22 protein-coding genes are annotated in these 24,631 nt (G+C 47.2%); 21 read left to right on the plus strand and 1 reads right to left on the minus strand.

Features of this window, described 5'->3' with window-relative positions:
• Window positions 1-40 precede the first annotated feature (40 nt).
• The 17 genes from gspE (at window position 41) to HY200_06260 (ending at window position 15,844) form a co-directional block, all read left to right on the plus strand.
• Window positions 41-1,735 (plus strand): type II secretion system ATPase GspE, encoded by a 1,695-nt coding sequence (gspE, locus tag HY200_06180; GenBank protein MBI3594530.1) that lies wholly within the window; start codon window positions 41-43, stop codon window positions 1,733-1,735.
• 161 nt (window positions 1,736-1,896) lie between these two features.
• Window positions 1,897-3,132 (plus strand): type II secretion system inner membrane protein GspF, encoded by a 1,236-nt coding sequence (gene gspF / locus HY200_06185; protein ID MBI3594531.1) that lies wholly within the window; start codon window positions 1,897-1,899, stop codon window positions 3,130-3,132.
• 43 nt (window positions 3,133-3,175) lie between these two features.
• A complete protein-coding gene (gspG, locus tag HY200_06190; protein MBI3594532.1) occupies window positions 3,176-3,610 on the plus strand; it encodes a type II secretion system major pseudopilin GspG in 435 nt (144 codons plus the stop codon).
• A gap of 86 nt (window positions 3,611-3,696) precedes the next feature.
• Window positions 3,697-4,245 (plus strand): prepilin-type N-terminal cleavage/methylation domain-containing protein, encoded by a 549-nt coding sequence (locus HY200_06195; GenBank protein MBI3594533.1) that lies wholly within the window; start codon window positions 3,697-3,699, stop codon window positions 4,243-4,245.
• The gene (locus HY200_06200) at window positions 4,229-4,600 is read left to right on the plus strand and encodes a prepilin-type N-terminal cleavage/methylation domain-containing protein (GenBank protein MBI3594534.1); all 372 of its coding nucleotides are present in this window, start codon (window positions 4,229-4,231) and stop codon (window positions 4,598-4,600) included. Before HY200_06195 ends, HY200_06200 begins: the two co-directional genes overlap by 17 nt.
• Window positions 4,601-4,603: 3 nt before the next feature.
• Entirely contained in the window at window positions 4,604-5,248 is a 645-nt protein-coding gene (locus HY200_06205; protein MBI3594535.1) for a prepilin-type N-terminal cleavage/methylation domain-containing protein, read from the plus strand.
• Between the two features lie 7 nt (window positions 5,249-5,255).
• Window positions 5,256-6,164, plus strand: a complete 909-nt coding sequence (gspN, locus tag HY200_06210) for a type II secretion system protein GspN (protein ID MBI3594536.1) — start codon at window positions 5,256-5,258, stop codon at window positions 6,162-6,164.
• Entirely contained in the window at window positions 6,161-7,582 is a 1,422-nt protein-coding gene (locus HY200_06215) for a PilN domain-containing protein (protein MBI3594537.1), read from the plus strand. The genes gspN and HY200_06215 overlap by 4 nt, the downstream gene beginning before the upstream one ends.
• A 3-nt stretch (window positions 7,583-7,585) precedes the next feature.
• Complete coding sequence (locus HY200_06220; GenBank protein MBI3594538.1) at window positions 7,586-8,143, plus strand: type II secretion system protein M; 558 nt, start codon at window positions 7,586-7,588, stop codon at window positions 8,141-8,143.
• Window positions 8,127-9,128 carry a type II secretion system minor pseudopilin GspK gene (gene gspK / locus HY200_06225; GenBank protein ID MBI3594539.1) on the plus strand — a complete coding sequence of 334 codons (1,002 nt, stop codon included), beginning with the start codon at window positions 8,127-8,129 and terminating at the stop codon, window positions 9,126-9,128. The genes HY200_06220 and gspK overlap by 17 nt, the downstream gene beginning before the upstream one ends.
• 327 nt (window positions 9,129-9,455) lie before the next feature.
• Window positions 9,456-11,828: a vitamin B12-dependent ribonucleotide reductase gene (locus tag HY200_06230; protein ID MBI3594540.1), complete on the plus strand. Its 2,373-nt coding sequence runs from the start codon at window positions 9,456-9,458 to the stop codon at window positions 11,826-11,828.
• Window positions 11,829-12,064: 236 nt separating this feature from the next.
• The gene (locus tag HY200_06235) at window positions 12,065-12,586 is read left to right on the plus strand and encodes a heme-binding protein (GenBank protein ID MBI3594541.1); all 522 of its coding nucleotides are present in this window, start codon (window positions 12,065-12,067) and stop codon (window positions 12,584-12,586) included.
• Window positions 12,587-12,615: 29 nt separating this feature from the next.
• A complete protein-coding gene (gene mtgA / locus HY200_06240) occupies window positions 12,616-13,401 on the plus strand; it encodes a monofunctional biosynthetic peptidoglycan transglycosylase (GenBank protein MBI3594542.1) in 786 nt (261 codons plus the stop codon).
• A gap of 208 nt (window positions 13,402-13,609) precedes the next feature.
• Window positions 13,610-13,942: a hypothetical protein gene (locus tag HY200_06245; GenBank protein ID MBI3594543.1), complete on the plus strand. Its 333-nt coding sequence runs from the start codon at window positions 13,610-13,612 to the stop codon at window positions 13,940-13,942.
• A gap of 17 nt (window positions 13,943-13,959) precedes the next feature.
• Complete coding sequence (locus HY200_06250; GenBank protein ID MBI3594544.1) at window positions 13,960-14,736, plus strand: slipin family protein; 777 nt, start codon at window positions 13,960-13,962, stop codon at window positions 14,734-14,736.
• A 9-nt stretch (window positions 14,737-14,745) separates the two neighbouring features.
• Window positions 14,746-15,507: a DUF1499 domain-containing protein gene (locus HY200_06255; protein MBI3594545.1), complete on the plus strand. Its 762-nt coding sequence runs from the start codon at window positions 14,746-14,748 to the stop codon at window positions 15,505-15,507.
• 16 nt (window positions 15,508-15,523) lie between these two features.
• Window positions 15,524-15,844: a DUF971 domain-containing protein gene (locus HY200_06260; protein ID MBI3594546.1), complete on the plus strand. Its 321-nt coding sequence runs from the start codon at window positions 15,524-15,526 to the stop codon at window positions 15,842-15,844.
• A 14-nt stretch (window positions 15,845-15,858) separates the two neighbouring features.
• On the opposite strand, the gene HY200_06265 is transcribed toward HY200_06260, so the two are convergent.
• A complete protein-coding gene (locus HY200_06265; protein MBI3594547.1) occupies window positions 15,859-17,400 on the minus strand; it encodes a radical SAM protein in 1,542 nt (513 codons plus the stop codon).
• Window positions 17,401-17,496: 96 nt separating this feature from the next.
• On the opposite strand from HY200_06265, the gene HY200_06270 reads away from it, so the two are divergent.
• The 4 genes from HY200_06270 to holA all read left to right on the plus strand — a co-directional run bounded on the left by HY200_06270 (window position 17,497) and on the right by holA (window position 24,630).
• The gene (locus HY200_06270) at window positions 17,497-20,331 is read left to right on the plus strand and encodes a hypothetical protein (protein MBI3594548.1); all 2,835 of its coding nucleotides are present in this window, start codon (window positions 17,497-17,499) and stop codon (window positions 20,329-20,331) included.
• A 95-nt stretch (window positions 20,332-20,426) separates the two neighbouring features.
• On the plus strand, window positions 20,427-22,913 hold the full coding sequence (locus tag HY200_06275) for a leucine--tRNA ligase (protein MBI3594549.1): 2,487 nt from the start codon (window positions 20,427-20,429) through the stop codon (window positions 22,911-22,913).
• Window positions 22,876-23,616 (plus strand): hypothetical protein, encoded by a 741-nt coding sequence (locus HY200_06280; protein ID MBI3594550.1) that lies wholly within the window; start codon window positions 22,876-22,878, stop codon window positions 23,614-23,616. The genes HY200_06275 and HY200_06280 overlap by 38 nt, the downstream gene beginning before the upstream one ends.
• Window positions 23,617-24,630 (plus strand): DNA polymerase III subunit delta, encoded by a 1,014-nt coding sequence (holA, locus tag HY200_06285; GenBank protein ID MBI3594551.1) that lies wholly within the window; start codon window positions 23,617-23,619, stop codon window positions 24,628-24,630.
• Window position 24,631: the final 1 nt, after the last annotated feature.

A 24,631-nucleotide genomic window follows, 5' to 3' on the forward strand; every position in this document is an offset into this window, starting at 1 on the left:
TAAACTATTTTAGTGACCTCTCGGTCGATCCATGGATGAAATGAAATTGGCGGAATGGATTCAAAAGAAATATCGTCTCACTGACGTTCAAATTCATGCGGGCACCAATCTTCAGGCAGACAAAAACATTTCTCTGGGGGAGGCGCTCAGGGAATTAGGCCACCTTTCGCCCGAAGGGGAACTGGAGTCGCTTGCGATTCAGCTTGGAATCCCTTTTCTCGCCTCTATTTCAGAAATGGAGATTGAAAAGGAATGGATTGAGAAGGTTCCGATCGGGTTCGCCAAGAAGAATGAACTCATCCCGCTAAGAAAAGAAGGGTCCCGGATTAGAATCGCCACTGCGCTTCCCTTTAATCTGAATGCCCTGGATGACCTGAGGCTCCTTTTTGGACATGAAATTGAGGTTTCTCTGGCTACCTATCCGGTCATTCTCTCGATGATCAATCAGATGTATGAAAAGTCGCAGGAGAGTGCCAATCAGGTGATGGAGGGAATAGAGGGAAATATGATTGATTTGGATTCAGGCGAGATCCCCGGATCGGTCGACCTTCTGGAAGCCACCGACGAAGCGCCCATGATTCGGCTTGTCAATTCCCTGATCTTTCAGGCAGTCAAACAAAGAGCGAGTGATATTCATTTTGAACCCTTTGAAAGGGATTTTATCATCCGGTACCGGATCGACGGAATTCTCTATAATATCCTGACTCCTCCGAAACGTCTTCAATCTAGCATGACGTCGAGAATTAAGATTATGGCGGCACTCGATATCGCCGAAAAGAGGCTGCCCCAGGACGGACGATTTTCAATTCGAATTGCCGGTAAAGAGATTGATATTCGAGTTTCCGTAATCCCCACGGCCCATGGAGAGCGGCTGGTTTTAAGACTTTTGGATAAACAACATCTCCTGTTGAATCTCGATGATCTCGGATTTTCCAAAAAGACACTCGCCGAAGTTGAGCAATTGATTAAACTTTCTCATGGGATTATCCTCGTCACAGGACCGACCGGGAGCGGAAAGACCACCACGCTTTATTCCATTCTCAATAAAATAAATTCCCCGGACAAGAATATTATTACGATAGAAGACCCGATAGAGTACCAGTTGAAAGGAATCGGTCAGATGCAGGTGAACCCGAAGATCGACTTGACCTTTTCCAATGGACTTCGTTCGATTTTGCGCCAGGATCCCGATGTGATTCTGGTTGGCGAAATCCGGGACAGCGAAACGGCTGAAATTGCCATTCATGCCTCCCTTACCGGGCATCTTGTTTTTTCAACGCTTCATACCAACGATTCCGCGGGGGCGATTACCCGTCTGATCGATATGGGAATCGAATCGTTTCTCGTCTCGTCATCGGTGGTTGCTATTATTGCCCAGCGATTGGTCAGAAAACTGTGCGATGTCTGCAAGATTTCTTATGCCCCTCAACCCGCGGAATTGGAAAAGCTCGGGCTATCCGCCGATTCATCGCGGCCGCCGCTATTTTACCGTGCCGGAGGCTGTACGGAATGTCTCCAGACCGGATACCGGGGCAGGATGGGAATCTATGAACTCCTGATGATCGATGATGCCGTAAGAACCGAAATATTGGGCAAAGTCGATTCCACGAGCATCAAGAATCATGCGGTAGAGAAGGGTTTGGTGACCCTGAGGGCTGATGGCATCCGGCAGATTCTCACGGGCGTGACGACGACGGATGAGGTGCTGAGAGTTACCCAGGTCGATACTGTTTGAAAAGACTGCTGAAAAAGCCCATTTGTTTTGTTCTCGTCGTTCGGCAATACTCACGTACTGCTTCTGTACGCTCCGTTTGCCTCGCTCCTGCGGCCTCACAAATGGATCTTTTTGAGCAGCTTTTTTAATCGATTAGATATTTGGTTTACACGAGCAACGATATGATTTATGAATATAAGGGATTGACAGCTGAAGGGCGCGAAATGAGCGGGATGATCGACGCGGAAAATCCCAAGACCGCAAGGACCAGGTTGAAGATCCAGGGTATTTTTCCGACCGAAGTGCATGAGGACACTTCGTCTTCCCGCGCTGGTGCGTCACCCGAAGGAGGGGGATCTTTCTTAAACCGGCGACTCTTCGGAGGAATATCCGCTCTGGAAATTTCGTTAATGACCCGCCAGCTTTCTACGCTTATCTCCGCGGGGCTCCCATTGATGGAAGCGCTGGAAGCCTTGGTCGAACAGATTGAACAGCCCCAGTTGAAGAAAATGGTTTCCGGTATTCGTGAGAAAATCAGGGAGGGACATCCCCTTTCCCAGGCATTGACCGATTACACGCGTTATTTCTCGCCCCTTTATATCCAGATGGTCCGTGCAGGGGAAGCAAGCGGAACATTGGCCCGGATGCTGGATCGGATTGCCCAGTATCTCGAACATCAAAACCGCCTCAAGAGTAAACTCGTTTCGGCTCTGGCTTATCCGATTCTGATGGTCGGTATTTCTCTGCTTGTTCTGGCTGGGATGATTACTTTTGTGATCCCCAGGGTTGTGGTGATTTTTGAAGATATGCATCAGGCCCTCCCTCTTCCGACCAAGATCCTTATAGGATTCAGCGACCTGGTGAGGAACCAGGGATGGATTTTTCTCATGGCAGCCGGTCTGATGATCTATCTCTTCCGCCGGTATATCCATACCCCGGCGGGGAGGCTGAAGTGGGACGGCTGGATTTTGAATTTACCGGTTGCCGGATCGATGATTAAACGGCTCAGCCTCTCCCGATTTGCCAAAACGCTCGAGACTCTCCTGGCGGGAGGGGTTCCTCTTCTGACGGCCCTGGATATTGTTAAAACGCTGGTTCGCAATAAAGTTCTGGAACAGGCTATATCGAAGGCACGGGAAAACATTAAAGAGGGGGAAAGCATTGCCGGACCCCTGAAGCGGAGCGGTCTGTTTCCACCCCTCATGATTCATATGATCGGCGTGGGAGAACGATCCGGAGAGTTGGAATTGATGCTTGGAAAGGTCGCGGAGACCTACGATTACGAGATGGAGGCGGTAATTGGAACTTTGACATCCCTTCTATCGCCGATCCTGATTCTCGGAATGGGGCTGGTGATCTTTTTCATTGTCATTTCTATTCTTCTCCCCATCTTTCAAATGAGTTCCATCGTCAGATAAATATAAAAAGGTAATTCTGGACTATCGATAAGGAAAGGGTTTTATGAATTTAATTCGCAACAAGCATGGTTTTACGCTGATCGAGTTGATGGTGGTCATTACGATTCTCGGAATCCTGGCTGTTTTGATCCTTCCCCGAATTACCGGACAGACAGATGAAGCCAGAAGAACGGCGACAAAAGTTCAGATCAAGAATATTGAACAGGCCCTTCAGCAATATGAAATGGACAACGGTTATTATCCCTCGACTGAACAAGGTCTAGATGCCTTGGTCAAAAAACCGACGATTGGGAGGATCCCGATAAAATATAAAGAGGGGGGCTATATGACTAAGATACCGAAAGATCCCTGGGGAACTCCCTATAGTTATATTGCGCCGGGTGCCCATGGCGATTTTGACCTGGTCTCCTACGGAGCAGACCGGGAAAAAGGGGGAGAGGGAAAAAACGCGGATATCGAGAGCTGGAATATCGATTGATTCAACGAAGGTAACAAGATTGAATTTCTGTTCATTGAGAAGGGATCAGCTGCTAGGCCGCAGGAGTGAGGCAATCGGAGCGTAATATGTGGGTACGTGAGAATTGCCGAACGACGAGAACGCAGCAGGTGAACGCTTATCAATGGAACAGGGGCTTTACCCTGATTGAGATCGTGATCGTTGTCTTGATCATCGGCTTGATTGCGCTGCTCCTGCTTCCGAGAATCGCCGGAATTTCAAAAGGGAATGCAAAAACGGCGATTCGGCACCTGACCGGAACGATCCAGTCTTTGAGAGACGAGGCCGAGATTCGACAGAAGATCTTCAGGCTGAGTTTCTACCTCTCGGAACAACGTTACGACGTCAGTTATCTCGATGAGAAAGGTGAATTTGTTCCCTATCACTCCGACTCGGTCGAAAAGGCGGCCTGGGGGAGAGAAATCGTTCTGAAGGATGTGGTCACGCTTCGGCAGGGGAAAGTGACCGAAGGAACGGCTTCCCTTTTTTTTTACCCGCAGGGCAGAGTCGAAAAGGGACTATTCCATTTTGAGGAGGGGGGCCGGCCAATGACCTTGCAGGTTCACTCTCTTTCGGGAAAAGTGAAGTGGATTGACGGTTATGTGGAAGAAAAATAGCGGGTTTACACTTTTGGAGGTCATGATTGCGCTCACCCTGGTTGCGATTGTTTTTGTTCCTCTTCTTTCTCTCAGAAATCAGAACATCCAGGAGACCTATTCTGCCCGGCAGCTTTTAAGAGCCGATTTTCTCTCCCATGAAAAACTGACCGGGTTTCAGCTAACCGAAAAGCCGGAAGCGGGTGAGACAAAGGGAACGTTTGACGATCCGTTTTCGGGATTTCGATGGGAACAAACAGTTTCGGAGACACCGCTTGGTGGGGTAAGAGAGGTTCGCTTTAAGGTCATCTGGAAAAAGGGGGAGCGGGATGAGGAAGCGGAATGGGTGGAATATTTTCGCAATTCTCCCGGATAACCGATGAGTGAGATCAGGGTGCCGCCGAAAGGTTTTACGCTCATTGAGGTTCTAATTGTTTTATCGATCATTGCTTTGATGACCCTTTTTCTATATGAAACATTCATTGCGACTTCCCGTGTGACAGAAAAAATAAATCTGGAAAGGGAGGGGTACAGGGAAATCCGGCTGACCTTTGATCAAATGACAAGAGAGCTCCTGAGTGCTTATCAGAGTTACTCCGCTTCGACGCCCCTTCTTTTTTCGGGGGCACACGGAACAGGTCCTGAGGGTTCAAACGATTCTCTCTCTTTCTTTACGATGTCTCACCTTCACCTGATCCCGAATCTGCCTGATTCGGACCTGACAAAAGTTCAGTATGCTTTGGAAAAATTGCCCGACGATCCTTTTTACAGGCTTCAGCATGAAGAATACCCTCATTTTCTGTCGAATGGCCCGGTAGAAAAGGAAGTGATCCTTGAGAAAGTTAAAGAGCTGGATATTCAATATTACGATGGAACCCGATGGAACAGGGAATGGAATAGCGGCAAGACGTTTATCTCATCCCTTCCCCGGGCGGTCAAGGTCACTTTGGTCGTGGTCCGTCCCGATGGTAGCCAGGAGACCTGGAGCCGTCAAATTAATCTATTGCCCCTTTCAATCAAGTGAGACCCTCGTGAAGATGGAGATGACCTGGGTCTCGGACAGGAAGAGGCTGATATTGTCGATCGCCGGCCTGGTCTTATACGGGCTGGCCGTCTATCTCATTTTTCTCATTTTAAATTTTCCAAAAGAGAAGGTTCAGCGCTGGTTCTTTATTCAATTTCAAAAAGCCATTGAGTCCGAACTGACTGTGGGCGAGACCCGTTTTGTTTTTCCGCTCGGCACCGAATGGAAACAGATCACGATCCTCCCATATGGAAAGAAGGAACCCCGTTTTGTCATGGATCGTTTAAACGTCGATTTCCTTGTCACCTCTCTTCTATTCAAGAAGAGCCTCGATGCCCGATTTAATCTGAAAAGTTGGGGCGGCGAGATCAGAGGAGTCGTCGCGGCAGAAAGGGGAGGTGGGGCTTCCCGCTATTCGGTGACGGCTGAAGGGGAAGAGATTGATCTCAAAAAATTTCCATGGGAGAAAGGGATCACGGTAGAAGGGAAAATCAGGTTTCAAACTGAATACCGGTGGGAAGAAAGGGATCCGGCGAAAGGAAAGGGATTTCTTAATATTGAAGGCAACGGGATAAACGGAAAAGGGCTCTCCTTTTCAGGTTTTTCCCTTCCGGAGCTGACCATTTATAAGTTAACAGGCCATGGTGTTATTCGGGAAGGTTCACTGATGCTGGACCGCCTGAATTCGACCGGATCTCTCGCCGATCTAAACGGGTCCGGAACCGTTCTGATCGAATTTCCGCTTGAAAGAAGTCTCCTGAATATCTCAATGAAATTTACTCCGAAAGAGGCTTTAAATAAGGTGATTCCCCTTGCGTTTCTTTCTCCTCACGCCAGAACGGGTTTCCCCATGGAACTTTTTTTAAAAGGGACGCTAAAGGAGCCGGTTTTCACCCTAACAGGGACCCCTTCATGAGGATTATCGGACTGGAACTGGATGGCGAGAAAATCCGATTTTCAGAATTTGAGGTCAGCTGGAAAGGCTCGCTTCAACTTCGATCATGCGATGAGGGGGAATTAGCGGAATTCGAAAAATCCGGAAATTTGCGAAGAATAATTGCCCGGGCCGATCAGATCATCGTCTCCTATCCGGGAACGCTGGTTTCAGCACGACTCCTTTCACTTCCATTTGTTCAGCAGAAAAAAATTGAACAGGTCCTTCCCTTTGAAATGGAGCCGCTCCTTCCATTTGAGCTTGATCGGGTCATACTCTCTTATCATCTACTTTCCCAGGAGAATGGTTCAAGCCGGATGATGGTGGCTGTGACCCTGAAGGAGCAATTTAGCGGTTTTATCAACAAACTTCACCGGTACGGCATTGATCCACATCAGCTGGAATGGGATGGGATGGCGCTCTTTAATTTCTGCCGTGTCGCCATGAAGAGGGAGAAAGAGAGTGTTCTCCTGATAAAGATCGGCTTCGACCAGACGACTCTCTGTATCGTCAAAGAAGACGCTCCGGTCATGATTCGCGCCATTGGGATTGGACTCCAGGGACTCTCGGAGAAAGGCAGCTGGAAAAGAGACCATCCGTTGATCAATGAATTTCTGAAGACGATGCAGGTTTTTAGAAGTGAAGGAGGCGACACCTTGCAGGCTCTCTTTGTATGCGGTGAAGGAGGAGAGATTCAGGGACTTCCCGACTGGATTTCCAGCGAACTTTCGATCCGGCTCGAAAGGAAGGTCAGTTTTGACGGCAAGGAGATTGATCCACGATTTGTTCCGGCGATAGGCCTTGCTTTGAAGGGAACGCCACTCAAAGGGACCCTGTCACAGATCAATTTTCGAAAAGAGGAGTTTTCCCATGCTACGGTTGAAAAAGGGAAAAAAGGAACTCAGCGGACTATTTTTGTGTTTTCCCTGATCATTATCCTGCTCGGATGGATCGATCTTGGGATCCATTTTTCGGTGAAGAAGAACCATTATGATACCGTGAGCCGGCTTCTCCAAAAGGAATACCGGGATCTCTTTCCAGGAAAGGGTCCGATTGTCAACGAAATGGAACAGGCACGCGGAGGATTTTCCGAACTCAAGAAAAGGGAACTGTTTTTCAATATGCCGGGGAGCACCTCGCTTGAGATATTAAGGGAAATTACCGTTCAAATTCCCAAGGAGATCAGGATCGAAGTCAATGAGATTTCCGTGGATTCAGAAAAAGTCCGTCTTGAAGGGGAAACCGACTCTTTTGAGGCGTTGGAAAAAATTAAAGAATCGCTCGGAAAGAGTGGTTTTTTTGGTGAAAGGATCATCACGGATTCCAAAATGAATGCGGAAGAATCAAAAGTGAAGTTTAAGCTGGAGATGAACCGGATGGCTAAAGAAGAGCCGAGGTAAAATATGGGCAGGCTGACTTTGTTTCAAGAGGGATGGAGCCGTTTGGGGAGAAGGGAAAGAAGGATTCTCGCCGGGGGTGCGGTTTTTCTGATTCTGCTGGTTTCATGGCTCCTGATTTTTTCTCCAATCCTCGAGCGAATGTCTTGGTATGACAGACAGGCCTTGCAGAAGGAGAAAGATCTGATAGAGTTTTCGCCTCTGAAGGAGAGTTATCTGAAAATTCGGAACCATCTCGATCAAATTGAACATCGGATAGGACCTGCAAAGAATGAATTTTCATTTCCCGCCTATCTGGAAAATTTGGCAGTTCAGATCCGCGTCAAGAATAGGATGACGACTTTACGTCCTCGTGCCACGCAGAGTTTTGATAACCTGAAATCGACGGAGATGGAGGTGAAACTGGAAGATCTGACTCTTTCTCAGGCCGTGGACTTTATCTCCAAGATTGAACATTCCCCTGAGTTTCTATACATCCGAAACCTTCACATGAGAACCCGTTATGGCGAACCCAAAAATCTTGATTTAACGATGACGGTCTCCCATTATGAAAAAAGCCAATAGCGCTTTTTCTTCTCCATTCAAAAATCATTCTGAACAGCACGGGCCTGTCAAGAATCAGAAGGGAATCGCCCTTTTGATGGTTTTGTTTTCGATCGTTCTCCTGGTGACCCTGGTGATTGAGTTCAATTACCAGTCGAGAATCGAAACAAAATCGACTCTGAGATACGTGAATAGCGAAAAAGCGCTTTTTCTGGCCCGCTCTGGCCTGATAGCGGGAGAGGAGATTTTGAGATCGAATCTGTCCGGGAGTTATGACGGATTGGATCAATTTTGGGCGAAACCGCTTCCCCCCTATCCGGTAGGGGAAGGAACAGTGACCGTGAAGATTGAAGATGAAACCGGAAAGATCAATATCAATCTGCTTCGATTGCCAAAGTCCGCAAGGAGCGCCGGAGAAGCACAGGTCAGAAAGCTCTTTTCGCTCCTTGAATTGGATGAACGCCAGGTGGATGAAATCGTCCTCTGGATGGCCTGTGAAAGCGATCTCTATTATCAGGGATTAAAACCTTCCTATACCTGTCAAAGAAATCATTCGCTGGAAACGCTTTCGGAGCTTCATCTGGTGAGGGGCATGACGGACGACATTTACGCCAAGATTTCTCCTTTCCTGACGATTTATCCGCAAAACCCGGACTCCAATAACAAGATTAATATCAACACGGCTGACCCCGTGGTGTTGCAAACGATCACCTATAAAGATGAAAACGGAAATTATATTTTTGATATCTCGAAAGGAATGGCAGAAGATCTGGTCAAAGCGCGCCCTTTAAAAGTGCTGACCGATTTTGACAATATTCCGAGTTTCAAGTCAGCAGGTAAATTTAGACAACTTGCTGTGAACTATATCGGATATGCGAGTGAGTATTTTACAATTTCTTCGTTGGGAGAGGTCAACGGAATCCAGAGAAAAATGGTTGAGACGATATATCGCCCCTCCCAGAATTCCAGTAGCCAAATTAGTCGTAATTTCATACGGTTAGAATAATTCACTGGATCTGTTTTCCTCCTGTCCACAGGGATATCCACGGCTTATCCACTACATCTAGTTGTTTTATATTTCCGGTCATACCATATCTGGTAGATTTTTTCTTGACAAATTCTGCCACTTAAGCTTAAAGTTATTTCCTGTTGAGAAATATTTCGTCAGTTAAAAAAGGTTTATGAAGAGTCCATTCTGTCATAAGAAGTCACAACAGCCCGGTTCATATTTCCCGTTCAAAGCGATAGCTATCCATTATCATTCATAGTAATTATTTACGTTATTGCCGCGGAGGCCCGTTGTCCCGCAGGCGAAAAGGGGAGGCCCGTTCCAATGGAAACGATCAAGAATGATTTGAATAAAAGTGAGGAAGTGTCGACCGCTTTTGATTCCTCGCAATTTCCTTTTCCTGACATTTCTCCTAATGCGCTTCGCGTCCTGGAAAAGCGCTATCTGGCGAAGAATGAAGAAGGAAAAACTGTGGAAACTCCCCAGGAACTATTCATGAGAGTCGCTAAAAACATCGCGACTGCTGAACTGAAATATCCTCTCGGAAATTTTGATAAAGCCAATGTCGAATTTTATCAACTCATGGCCAATTTGGAATTTCTGCCGAACTCACCTACATTGATGAACGCGGGAAGAGATCTTCAGCAGCTTTCAGCCTGTTTTGTCCTCCCGGTTGAAGATTCAATGGAAGGAATTTTCGAAGTGGTCAAGCAGGCGGCAATCATCCATAAGACAGGCGGCGGAACAGGTTTTTCTTTTACACGCCTGCGTCCGAAAGATGACGTCGTTAAGACCACCGGGGGAGTGGCTTCCGGTCCTGTCTCGTTTATGAAAGTATTTAACCATGCTACAGAAGCGGTTAAACAAGGGGGCACGCGCCGGGGTGCCAATATGGGGATTCTGAGGGTTGATCATCCCGACATTCTTGATTTTATCAGTTGTAAAGATGATACCAAAGAAATTACCAATTTCAATATCAGTGTGGCGATTACCGATAACTTTATGGAGGCGGTACGAAGGAATGAATCCTACGATTTAATCAGTCCCCGGTCTAAAAAGGCCGTTAAGCAGATGGATGCCCGAATGGTTTTTGATAAAATAGCCTCACAGGCCCATAAAAATGGTGAACCGGGACTTTTCTTTATCGATCCGACCAATCGGACAAATCCGACCCCCCATATTTCCGAAATGGAAGCGACAAATCCCTGCGGAGAACAGCCATTACTCCCCTATGAGTCGTGTAACCTTGGAAGCATAAACCTTGAGAAACATCTGATCGAGAAAGAAGGCCAGTATGAAATCAACTGGATCCGGCTCGAAAAATCGATCCGGACTTCGGTTCATTTCCTCGACAATGTGATCGATATGAATAAATATCCGATTGCTGAGATTGAAAAGATAACCAAATCGAATCGTAAAATAGGTCTGGGAATCATGGGCTTTGCCCGGATCCTTTACAAGCTGGGAATCGGATACGATACAGAAGCGGGTGTGGATATGGGAAGAAAGATCATGGCCTTCTTCAAACAGGTCGGATACGATGCCTCCAGAAAACTAGCGGAAGAGAGAGGGGTTTATGCCAACTGGAAAGGCTCTCTCCACGAACAGCAGGGTCATGCAATCCGGAATTCTTATGTCACGACCGTAGCCCCGACCGGAACGATCAGCATGATTGCAGACACTTCCGGAGGGTGTGAGCCGGAGTTCTCTTTGATCTGGTACAAGAATGTGATGGGCGGTGAACATCTTCCCTATGTTCAGGACTATTTTATCGAAGTGGCGAAACGGGAAGGATTCTGGTACGAAGGGCTCCTTGAGAAAATCATTGCCAACCATGGATCTTCCCGTGGTATCAAAGAGATCCCTCCAAAGTGGCAGGAGGTTTTTGTGACCTCTCATGATATTGCTCCGGAATGGCATGTCCGCATGCAGGCCGCGTTTCAGGAACATACTGACAGTGCGGTTTCCAAGACCATCAACCTCTCCTCTTCGGCCACCGTGGAAGATGTCAAAAAGGCCTATCTTCTGGCCTACCGGTTGAATTGCAAAGGGATTACCGTCTATCGTGATGGAAGTCGGGACGAACAGGTGATGAATCTGGGAACGAGCAGCAAAAATCAGAGCGCGGCTCCCGCAGCGACGCCTTCTCCTACGAAATCAGTTACCGTGAATATGGCCTTGAATACGCCGACAGCCGTTCCTCAAGCTCCGGCGAGCCCTCTGATTCAGATCCGTCCGAGGCCATCGATTACCCATGGAAGCACCGCCAAAAAACCGACCTCTTGCGGAGATCTCTATCTGACGATCAACGAAGATGATAATGGGAACCCTTTTGAAGTGTTTGCCAATATGGGAAAAGCGGGAGGATGCGAGGCCTCCCAGAATGAAGCGACCGGACGCTTGATTTCATTGGCCCTCCGGGCGGGAGTGGAGCCGGATGCAATTGTCAAACAGTTAATCGGTATCCGTTGCAACAAGCCGTTTGGCCTGGGGGATAACCGGGTAGAATCCTGTTCCGACGGCATTGCCAAAATGATGTATGGCTATCTTGCCAAACATAAGGATTATCAGGCGAAAACAATGGTTCTGGCCACGCAAGGGAGAGTGACGTCGGCCTGTCCTGATTGCGGGTGCGAACTTCAGTTCGGAGAGGGATGTGAAAAGTGCAGTAACTGCGGCTTTTCCCGATGCTCGTAATATAAATAAAATCAAAAATAGTGATAAAATCGGGAGGGGGCTTGCAGTACTTGCAGCCCCCTTTCTGCGTTTATCGGGCGTAGAGCGGTTTAGGACTGTGACTGGAAAGGGCTCCACGGAACGCGCGTTCCGGGGAACCCTTTTCGATAACACTCCTCCTTTCGCAATGTGAAAAGTGACAAAACATCAAGTTTATTTGGAGGAGCTTCGTTATGACAAGAAGATCTAAAAAAATGATGACAGGTTTTTTTGTTTCCAATAGAAACATACTCCTTGGGTCAGGTATCATTCTTTCGGTTTTATTTTGTTATGTTCAATTAGCCCAGGCGGAGCTCCCCAAAGCGTCTTATCTTCCGCTTGAAATCGCCCAGAAGATCGCAAACGGGGCCTTAAAAAAATGCCATGAAGATGGATATCAGGTCAGTGTCGTGGTCGTCGATCGCGCAGGAGTGATTCTGGTTGAGATACGACATGAACTTGCCGGTCCGCATACGCTTAACAGCGGCTTTCGAAAAGCCTTTACCGCAGCGAGCCTGGGGAGATCGACCCAGGATCTGACCAATATGATTAAAGACAGACCGGATCTTTCGGGACTAAGAAATATGGATGACCGGATCCTGATTTTGGCCGGCGGTCTTCCGATTAAAATCGAGAATCAACTGATTGGGGGCATTGGAGTGGGAGGAGCGCCCGGAGGGAATCTGGATGAAGCCTGTGCCAAAGCCGGATTAGATACGATTATTCCTGAAGGAAAATAGATCCCCTCTGGAGGGTTGAGATACCGGCGTTGAAAAAAATTCCCGTAGTGATCTTTCTGGGTCTTGTTATGTTGCTTCTTGTTTTCTGGATCACGCTTCCAGATGTTTCTGGTTTAAAGTGGAAAAACCCGAAAAAAACCTCCTTCATGGAATTTCGTGAACATGAAAGCAAGACCTCGGGCCAAAAGAACACGATTCATCAGGAGTGGGTTTCTTTTTCCAAGTTTTCCCCGTTTCTCATTAAAGCGCTCGTCATCGGGGAAGACAGGCAATTTTGGCATCATGAAGGTTTCGATTATGAAGCGATTCAAAAAGCAATTGAAAAAGACATCCAGTTAAAGAAATTTAAGAGAGGGGGATCCACCCTGACTCAGCAGCTTGCCAAAAACCTTTATCTCACTCCTGAAAAATCGCTTCTGAGAAAAGTTAAAGAAGCGGCGATTACCTGGCAGTTGGAAAGAAAACTCTCAAAGCGACGAATTCTCGAGATTTATATCAATATTGTCGAGTGGGGAGACGGTATTTATGGTGCCGAAGCCGCATCGCGGTTCTACTTCGGAAAACCGGCATCGGAATTGACCGCGATGGAGTCCGCCCGCCTTGTTTCCGTCCTGCCGAATCCCCGGAAATATCATCCAGATGGGAACCAGAAATATGTCGTAAGCCGGTCCGCAATGATTTACCAGATCATGGTTGATAAAGGAATCATACTCCCTGAATTGCAGGAGGAAGTCAGCGAGAAAAAAGAAGGCCCCACTCCACCCTCTGAAATGCCGGCTCCGCAGTTACCGGATTTCTCCATTCAAAATAAATAGGCTCCTGTACCAATTTAAAGAATCAGTATACTTTTAATTGATTAAAGCGTTAAAATTTCAAGTAGGGTCTTTGTCAGGAAATCAAAGGATTCAATTGTTAGTCGAAATGATAGATCCTCATATTCCGTATCTCCTAATGATCATAGGAGTCAGCGGCATTCTTTTTGAATGGTATTCCCCTGGATTGTTCATCCCCGGAGTTGTAGGCATGATTTCTTTGGGCATGGCCTGTCTAAGCATTCAATCTTTTTCCATCAGCAAGACCGCCTGGCCGCTTATCGCTTTTGTCGTGTTGGTATCACTTCTTGTCTTTGGGTTTGTTATGAAAAAAGTAGTTGTCGCATTACAGGCACCGGTCGTGACGGGAAGAGAAGGCTTGATCCACCAAATAGGGGTGGCAAAATCAGGTCTCGATCCGAAGGGGACAATCTTTGTCCAGGGTGAGGTATGGGATGCGGTCTCAGAGGAGCCCGTTTCTGCAAATGAAGAGGTGGTTGTGGCGGGCGTGGAAGGGTTGGTATTGAAAGTGAAAAGATTATAATAAATCAAGGAGCGTTTATGGAATTGCTTTCTTATCCGATCATTCTGATTATCATTGTTCTCATTTTTCTATTTAACGGAGTCCATATTCTAAAGGAGTATGAACGCGGGGTGATTTTCAGATTGGGCCGGGTAAGCCAGGCACTTATAGGAGGAAATGGTCCAGGTCTCATCATCATTATTCCGGTTGTCGATAAACTGGTCAAAGTGACCCTGCGGACCGTTGCGATGGAAGTTCCACCGCAGGACATTATCACCCGCGATAACGTTACCGTGAAGGTCTCAGCCGTAATTTATTTTAGGGTCATTGATCCTCAAAAAGCGATTCTGCAGGTCGAAAATTATCTCTTTGCCACTTCCCAGATTTCCCAGACGACCCTTCGAAGTGTTCTCGGTCAGAATCTTCTGGACGATCTCCTATCCAAGAGAGAAGAGATTAACGTTGGCCTTCAGAGAATCATTGATCAACAGACAGAGCCTTGGGGCGTAAAGGTTGCTAACGTAGAGGTCAAAAATGTCGATCTTCCCCAGGAAATGATGAGAGCGATTGCCAAACAGGCAGAAGCCGAACGGGAACGCCGTGCAAAGGTCATTCATGCCGAAGGGGAGTTCCAGGCCTCCCAGAAACTGGCCGATGCAGGGGGTGTGATTGCCCAGAATCCGATAGCGCTTCAACTCCGATATTTCCAGACTTTGACTGAGATTGCTGTTGAGAAGAATTCAACGATCATTTTCCCGGTACCGATTGAGTTTCTGGAGCCGTTTTTGAAGGATCGAAAAAAGGACCAAGGTTAATCATTTAATATGGAATTGAATCAAACGAGAGAAAGAGGTCAGGGAGGGTTCAGCTATTTGGCCGTTGCCGCCGGACTCACCGTATTGGTCATAACCGCCTATCTGAGTTCAGGATTCGGTAGTCGGATGGGCTGGTGGCATTTTAAAACCGGATTTTTGATCTTGAAATACGGGTTTTATGGTGCTGTCGTTTCGTTTGTCCTTGCGATGATCGGCATTTATAAAACCCCGAAAATGGCGTTTTCAAAGGATTTGATTAAATCCGGTCCCATTCTGATGATCCTCCTGGTCCTGATTGTGATACCGCTGAAATGGGTCTGGAAAGCAAGCCATGTTCCGCGGATCCATGATATCACCACTGATCTTGAGAATCCCCCGCCTTTCAAGGCCATTCTCCCGTTACGGGCAGGCGCCCCCAATTCAGCCTCCTATGGGGGTGAGTCGTTGGCATCACTTCAAACACAGGGATATCCGGACATCAAACCGCTTTTTCTTTCTCTTCCCCCCGATCAGGCGTTTGAAAAAGTACTTGAGCAGGCGGAAAAAACACGTTGGAAAATCGTGGCCTATAATGCAGAAGAAAAACGGATTGAAGCGACGGATACCACCTTTTGGTTTGGATTCAAAGATGATATTGTCATCCGGGTCACACCGTCGAATGGCGGAAGCCGGGTTGATTTCCGGTCGCTCTCCCGCGTCGGTTTGAGCGATGTAGGAACCAACGCAGAGAGAATTCGATGTTTCATCAGTCAGCTTTCCCGAACGTCTTGATGGAGTCTCGTTTGAATTGAACACACCCTCTGAAATTAAAAGAGTCGGAAATATTGAACTCAGAATTATCTGGGACGACCACCATGAGTCGGTCTTTTCCATAAACTCGCTTAGAAAAGAGTGTCCTTGCGCCGAGTGCCTGAAAATACGAAATGCCCCGAGGAATCCATTGAGAATCATTTCCGGGCCGGTTCATTCGAACGTGGAAATTCAGGAAATGAGCCTGGCCGGCAACTACGGTCTGAATATTACGTTTAGCGATGGCCATAACACAGGAATTTTCTCATTTGATTACCTGAGAGAAATCTGTTCCTGTGCTATTTGCCAAAAATCCTGATGCAGTCATCCCGGTCAGTGGGGTAATTCCTGATCGAGTGCGGCGAAAACCGCCCTCCCGTAATTTTTTTCTACAGCCTGTTTTAAAAAACGATCAGCATAGTTTTCCTGGACGACCGTTTTATTCACCTGACTGGATGACTCGCTCCAGGCCTTAAAGCAGGCCTTTGCAATAATCTTGTTTAACGGTGCGGGATTATAGAGCATTTTCTTAACGGCAAACGGATTCAGGGAGAGAGGATTGTAGTCCTTTTTTAAATAGCCCGAAGCGATTAACTCCGCCTCGAGATCGGTATGAGGCTGGATTCCCAGAAAGAAAAGGACCGGAACCACTCTTTCTTCCCCGAGAATGTCCGCGATTTGTTTGTAAGATTCGACGCTGACCCTTAAACTCTTTTCAGTATCGCCCGGAGAGTTGAGAGAATAATTCAGGATAATTTTCCCTTGATATCCCGCCTTTTTGAGTGCTTCAACCCCTTCGTAGAGTTTATCAAGTCGAAACCCCAGTTTCATCCCGTTCAAAACCTCCTGATCTCCTGACGTAATGGCGACTTCCAGATCTCCAAGCCCGCTTTTAACCATTAAATCAGCAAGGTCGCCCGAAATCAGGCTGGTTCGAATATAGCCTGACCAGGTGATATTGAGGCCAGATTGGAGAATCCCTTCGAGAAGATTTGTGACGTGGGGAATCGAGTTCGATCCTGGAATAAACTGGGCGTCCGTAAACCAGAAGTGGCGTGTTCCCCACCGATCATGGAAAGTCCTGATATCTTTTAAAATTGACGCGGGTTTTCGATGCCGGACCCCCTTTCCTTCTATATAGGGGTAGACACAGAAGGAACATTCATAGGGACATCCCCGTTTGGTTTGAATTCCGATCACTTCATGCTGATAATTTGTAAATTGGGGAAAAATGGCCTCCAGGTAGGGAAGATCGATCTCCATCTCTTCGAATTCAACCGGTCTCCCCTGGGTTCCGAATTGAAGCGCACCGTTCTTCTTGACCAAAGTTCGTTCGTCGGAAATATCCCTCCCTTCTGCTATTTTCAATAGCGCCTCTTCTCCTTCGCCGACAATCCCAATCGTCCCTTCCGGCAGTTTATGGATCACCTGTTCGGAAAATACGTTAAATGCACCCCCGCCGATGACCCGGGTTTTTTCCGGAAATTCCCTGTAGACCTGCCAAAGATAGGAAAGTGATTCATGAATATTGTCATAGTATTGATACAGGGACTTAAGCCCATAAAAAGATGAGAGAATTTTCTTGACCGGATTCCAGGAATAATAGAAATTGAAAGCATATTTAATGGAATCATGCCCTTCATGAGGGGAAAAAATCTGGATATCCCGCCATCCGAACGACACAATACCGGGATTTTGGGCCCGGATCCTCTCTCGCAGCTTCTTTTTTCGAAGGTTCCGCGGAATCAGCGAAAGATCAAGAATATGCTGTGAAATATCGGGATTTCTACGGTGAATATAGTTGGCCAGATAGGTGATTCCGAGTGGGTAGATCTTGGAAACCGGCAGCCAGACGTACAAAATGGAGGCGCTCATAGGACCAAAATTAACATAAAAGAACGTGGAGAACAATCATCCTTTTCCTTTGACCGTTTTTTCCTTTTCATATAAAATGGTTGAAAGGATAACCTCGTGGTTCGATTTCATAACTGTTTCACTCCTGTTTGGAGTTTATTTCTTCTTTTTTTCTTCTCTTCCTGTGGCAAAGTTGATACGCCAAATGTTGCCGATCCTTATGCGAACCGGATCGGGAAAGCGCTCGGATTTGACGTGGACCCTCCCTATTTTGAGAAGGATTCGTCGGGTCTGGAGAAGGGCCTTGAATTCTCGACTCCCGGTGCATGCGGCAATATTCTGCTCCAATGGGCCCCGGCATCGGATGCCGTGAGCGATGCGAAAAACATCAGCTATTTGATTTATCAGTCGACCCAGTCTGGAAAAGAAGATCTCACCACTCCGACCTTTCAGGTTCCTGCGCGCGATATCGTCCTGCCGCAATACCTCGTGACGAACCTGTCACCCCAGACGCCATATTATTTTGTAGTCAGAGCCAAGGATGAAGCGGGAAATCTGAGCGTGATCGATCCGACCCACCTGGTTGAACGTTCTGCAACGACTTTGCCGAGCCGTTCTTCCGGACCAGGACCGAATCTTTATTGCGCGGGAGGATACGCTGGCGAACAAGCTCTTTTTGCCGGAACATCGGTAGCAAACGTGACGGCGGTACTTTTTCCGACGCTCTCTTCGCCGACTTCAGCTTCTTCCAATAGTTTCAACGAGGTCCGGGCGACGATCCCGGCCGGCATCCAAAGCGGAGTCATTCAACTCACGCCTCCAGGTGGAACCACATATCCTGACCGGTTTCTTTTCTTTCCAGACGGAATGAACATAACCCATAATGGGAGTGACTCCAAGACTCCGTCTATTGCTGTTTCCGGATTGAATATTGGACTTGCCTGGATCGATACGAATCAGGGGCAGAGCTACTTTTCTCTTTCTACCGATGACGGGGGAACGTTTTCTAGTCCCGTGGCGGTATCTGATCTGTCTAGAGAAAGTTCTACTCCTCAAATTATTTTTGGTTCAGGTTCTACACCCCCTGTGTATGTTGCCTGGAGCGATTTTGATATTACGGGCATTAACTCGGATATTTATTTCAGCAAGTCGTTAACAAATGGCTCTTCATTTAGTGTTCCGATCAAGATCTCAGTTGATGGTGGACTATCGCTTCAGCCACGAATGGCATTCTCGGGCCCGCCACAGAATACCCTATCATTGGTCTGGGAAGATAATTCAGTTTTGTACGGCCTGACTTCGGTATGGGGCTCCACCTTTAATGACGTTTATGCGGTGGGCTACGAAGTGGGAAAGGGAGGAAATATTTACCATACTTCAAATCGTGGGAATAGCTGGACCAAACAGCTCTCAAATAATTCTTCGGCATTGAACGGCGTCTGGGGGAGCAGTGCGGGAGATGTGTATGCGGTCGGATCAGGAGGAACCATTCTCCATACCAATAATCAAGGTTTAACCTGGGCGACGACGACTGTCACTGCAGCGACCCTAAATAGCATATGGGGTTCCAGCATCAGCGATGTCTACGCAGTGGGAGATGGCGGTACGATTTTACACTTTAATGGCACATCCTGGTCTGCGGTCGCGGGCATTTCAAATACGATTAATCTCAAAGCGGTTTGGGGGAGTAGCGGGGCCGACGTATATGCGGTTGGATCGGGAGGGACTATTCTACATAGCAATAATCTGGGAGTAAGCTGGGGCACTACGAATGTTACCTCCGCAACTTTAAATGCCATCTGGGGAAGCGGTTCCTCTGATATTTACATCGCGGGTAATCTGGGGACCATTCTCTATAGTCAGGGGGGAGGAATCTGGTCCTCTCAGTCGACAGGCATTTCAACCGATTTAAAGACGATCTGGGGAACCACATTTCTTCCCACAGGAACGACTGTTCAACAGGAAGCAATCTATGCGGGTGGAGCGGGCGACAGGATCATCAAAAAAGGAGGATCTTTCCCTGTAGGTTCAGGTATTTCCTGGGATACAACCGGGGTAGCGGTGAGTGGAAATTTTACAGTGAGTAGTCTATGGGGATCCGTGGATTCAAGTGCCTCCGTAATTTACGGTGTCCAGGGGAATGGACCGGTTTTGCAATTTAATGGTGCAGAGTGGCAATATCTTCTTCGTCTGGAGACAACCTTGGGAGAGATTTTTTACGTACAGTCTACTGATGGAGGGGTCACCTTCACGCCTCCAAAAATCGTTTCCTCGGCGACCCCTTCAGGGCATCAAGCCTCCCAACCTGACCTGGTTCAAAATGGAAATAATCTGGCGGTGAGCTGGGTCGAGAGTCAGTCGGGCATTCATCTGGTGCAATCTTTTGATGACGGGTTGACTTTTACGCCGCCGAACCTGCTCGTCTCTCCCCTTCAAAACTCCTACTATCCCCAGAATCAAAAAATGGCCCTTACCGGCAATAGCGTCTATCTGGTTTGGGAAGATACGTCTGCACCTTCACCCGGCGTTGTACCCGGCATCCGCTTAACAGATGCATTTTCAATTTCGACGGGACTTTCTTCTACTTTCCCCCCATCTCAATTGATTAGTTGTCCCTTTCCGCCATCTCAATCGGGCAGTTGCACTGTAACAGCGAGACACCCTTCTGTGACTTATGTTCCGGGAACGACTACGTTGGTGGTCGCCTGGATCGATACGATCCAGCAAAAACTCGATAACAATATTTCTCAAAATGAAATATTTATTGTGACATCTCCCGATGGCGGAATTAGTTTTACCTCTCCCGCAAATTTTTCCTCCCCTTTTCAGGTTTCGTCGGATAATCCTGTAATGGTCAATGACGGCTCCAACATCTTGATGGTGTGGCAGCAGCAGTCTCCTCTCGCTGGGACAGCTAATCAAATTAGAGAGATCTATTTCAGCCATTTTTGAGAAATTGCTTGACATTTTGATAGGTCAAACCGAAAATTTAATTCCTTTTCGCGCAGGGTAAAAGCCGGAATCAGATAAAGAAGGAGTTTCCAAGTTTGAAGAACAAGTACGATCCCATTGAGGTTGAAAAAAAGTGGCAATCGATCTGGAGCGAAAGGCAATATTTCAAGGTATTGGACGAGTCTTCCAGGCCGAAATACTATTGTCTTGAAATGTTTCCCTATCCTTCCGGGAAAATCCATATGGGGCATGTCCGCGTTTATGCGATCGGAGATGTGATCTCCCGATACAAGAGACTCCGTGGTTTTCATGTTTTGCATCCGATGGGCTGGGACGCGTTCGGCCTTCCGGCCGAAAACGCCGCAATTCAAAAAGGGGTACATCCTGCGATCTGGACCATCAAAAATATCGAGACGATGAGAAAACAGCTCCAGTCGATGGGGCTCTCCTATGACTGGGAGAGGGAAGTGACCACCTGCGTTCCCGAATATTATCGATGGAACCAGTGGTTTTTCATCAAAATGTTTGAAAGAGGACTTGCCTATAAGAAAAAATCGTCGGTGAACTGGTGCCCTTCCTGTGCGACCGTCCTTGCGAATGAGCAGGTTGAAGAGGGAAAATGCTGGCGCTGTGAGTCGGTCGTTACGCAGAAGGAACTGGAACAGTGGTTTTTCAAGATTACCGCTTACGCCGAACAGCTGCTGGCAGACTGCGATCAATTGAAGAACTGGCCCGAAAGAGTCTTGACGATGCAGAAGAACTGGATTGGGAAGAGCGTGGGAGCGGAGATCGAATTTGAAATTGAAGGCCAAAACCGTTTTCTGTCTGTTTTTACTACGAGGCCAGACACTTTATATGGTATCAGTTTCATGAGTATTGCACCGGAACATCCCCTGGCGACGGTTCTGGTCAAAGGGACCCCGTACGAAAAGGAAGCACTTTCGTTTATCGAAAAAATAAAAAGTGAAGACAAAGAGAGCCGGATGTCGGAAACTGGCGAAAAAGAGGGCGTATTTACAGGTTCGTCCGTCATTCATCCTTTGACCGGGGAAAAAATACCCGTTTGGATCGCAAACTTTGTCCTGGTGGAATATGGCACGGGGGCGGTCATGGCTGTTCCTGCGCACGACCAGCGCGATTTCGAATTTGCCAAAAAATACGGCCTTCCTGTCAAGGTGGTAATTCAGTCTCCGGAGAAGGATATCGCCGCCGAGTTGCCCAAGGGAGCATTTGTTTCAGCGGGTTTGTTAGTCAATTCAGGGTCTTTTAATGGCCTTCACTCTGAAGAAGCCAAAGGAAAAATCACCGAACATCTTGAAAAAAAAGGGAAAGGGAAGAGTAAGACAAATTACCGGTTGAGGGATTGGGGTGTATCCCGACAACGTTACTGGGGAACTCCGATTCCGATGATTTATTGCGACACGTGCGGGATTCAGGCGGTTCCCGAAACGGATCTGCCCGTTCTCCTGCCAACCGATGTCCCCTTTAAGGGAGAAGGGGGGTCTCCCCTTGCCGAATCAAAAAGTTTTCTTGACGTGGCGTGTCCCAGTTGTGGCAGACCGGCCAGACGTGAGACCGATACGATGGACACCTTTGTCGATTCTTCATGGTATTTCATACGATATACTTCTCCTCATTCTGTTGACCAACCTCTTGATTCAATGAATGGAAAATTTTGGCTCCCGGTAGACCAATATGTGGGCGGGATCGAACATGCCGTTCTCCATCTCCTCTATTCCCGCTTTTTCACCAAGGTTCTTTATGATTTGGGTCTGGTCTCGATTCGTGAGCCGTTTACCAACCTTCTGACTCAGGGAATGGTGATTAAAGATGGCGCGAAGATGTCCAAATCGAAAGGGAATGTGGTGGATCCCGACTATTTGATTAAACGCTACGGTGCAGATACGTCGCGCCTGTTCTCGCTTTTTGCGGCTCCTCCCGAGAAAGATCTCGATTGGAACGATCAGGGAGTCGAAGGTTCTTTCAGATTCCTAAACAAGGTCTGGAATCTCTTTTTAACCTGGCAGACTGCTTTGGCCAAAATACAATCTGAGGGGAAGACTTCGACCCCAGAGGGAAAAATGCTTCTGAGGAAAACCCACCTGACGATCAAAAAAATTAGCGAAGATATGGAAAAGGATTTCCATTTTAATACGGCGGTGGCGGCGCTCATGGAGCTTTTTAATTCTGTGACGGAGTATGTTGCCGTTCCCGCCAAAGTGGACAAGGCTCTTCTCAAGTTTACGCTGGAAAATTTTGCTCTTCTACTCTCTCCCTTTGCACCGCACATTTCAGAAGAGCTTTGGGAAAATCTGGGAAAATCCGAACCAATCTTTGCACCTGCTGTCCGGTATCCCTGGCCCTCATTTGATTCTGCCGAGTTGATTGCGGAAGAAATGACCATTGTGATCCAGGTTAACGGGAAATTGAGAGGAAAGCTGGAAATCCCTTTTCAATCGGAAGCGGAGGAGATTAAGGAGATGGCACTACACGATCCCAAAGTCAGGGAATGGATAGATGGGAAGAAAATCGGAAAGGTAATATATGTCGAAAAAAAACTGGTCAATATTGTTGTCCATTAAATTGTTGAAAAACCTGATCGGCTGTGTTCTCATCGTTCGGCAATCCTCTCGTACGGGTATTGTACGCTCCGGTTGCCTCACTCCTGCGGCCTTGCCAATAATGGTTTTTGAACAATTTAAATTTTGTCCCGCTATTTTTCCGGTAAAAAGAATTTTGTGCTACGGATTTGTTTTACCCCTTTTATTCGGATGTGGCTATCAATCTTCGCTCGAGAAGGCGCCGCCAGGCTACCTGATTAAGGAAAATGTGGATGGAAAGGAAGTTTCAAAGTCGGTTCACCTCTCCCGGCTTTCGATCCCCGTATTCGATAATCGCACTTTTGAACCGCTTATCGAGAATACGTTGACCCGACGGTTTCGTCAGCAGGTTCTGATGGATGGACATATGAAACTGGTCGCGATAAAGGAAAATTCAGATATGATCCTTGAGGGAGAGCTGATTTCCTTCGGACAATCACCCCTTTCATTTGATTCCAATAATTCCGCTCTCGAGTATCGCATTTCACTGGTGCTGAAAATTTCATTAAAAGATTCAAAATCAAATAAAATCCTCTGGCAAAAATCGGGTATCACTTCGGCTTCCGATTACTATGTCAACGTCGATGCCTCCCTGAACCGCGCTGCGCTAGACAGGGCTATTGACGAAGCAAGCAAGGTTTTGGCGGAGGATGTGATCAGTGAAATTCTGGACCTCTATCGATAAATGGAAAGTAAAAACGTGAAAAAGGAGGACTGGGGTCCGCTGATTCTCCTCCATGGAGAAGAAGAATACCTGATTGCCGATTGGGTCAAAAAGATTAAAGATGGCCTGATCGAGCCCGGGCTGACCGAATTTAATTTCAATCTCTTTTATGGATCGGATCTGGACATGGGAGAACTCCTCTCTCTCGTGCAAACCTTTCCTCTTCTCTCAGAAAAGCGGGTTGTCATCATAAAAGAAGGGGAACTGATACCGGCCAAAGAGCTTGAAAAGCTGATTCCGTATATGGATTCTCCCATGGACTCTACCTGTCTTGTTTTTCTTGCTTCCAAAGTCGATATGCGAAAAAGCTTTTTTATTCGATTTAAGGAAAAGGGAAGGGTCATTTCCTGTCAGAAATTATATGAGAACCAGATCGCTCCCTGGATTCGAAATCAGTTTAAGGAAGCGTCATACGAGATCGAAGAAAACGCCGTTCTGTTTTTAAAGACGGAAATTGGTCCTGACCTTCTTAAACTCTCGACAGAAATTGAAAAATTAAAATCTTACATCGGCGACCGGAAAACAGTCCGGTTTGAGGATTGCCAGAAAATTATCCGGGGAGAACGCCACTATTCAATCTTTGATCTGGTCAACGCGGTCGGAAACAAAGATCGAACAAAGGCGCTGATCCTTCTTTCCAGTTTGATTGATGAAGGAGAACAGCCCCTGGTCATGCTGGCGATGCTGGTTCGGAATTTCAGAAACCTGCTAAGATTAGGGGAACTTAAAAAAGCGGGCATGTCCAGAATGGAAGTTTCCAAGAGATTGGGAATCCCCGAGTTCTATTTGTCGGAAACATACAAGCATTTTTCAGCCTATACACCCGAGGAAATCAAAGAGGCCTTTACGCTCTTTCTGGAAGCAGACCTTCAGTTAAAAAGCAATGTGAGGGCGCCTGAGCGAACGATGGAGGCGGTCATTCTCAATCTCTGCATCGTAAATCCGTCAAACAGTCAGGTATCCTATAATGCCTGAT

It is taken from the genome of Nitrospirota bacterium, assembly GCA_016194305.1.
Lineage (GTDB): Bacteria > Nitrospirota > Nitrospiria > JACQBW01 > JACQBW01 > JACQBW01.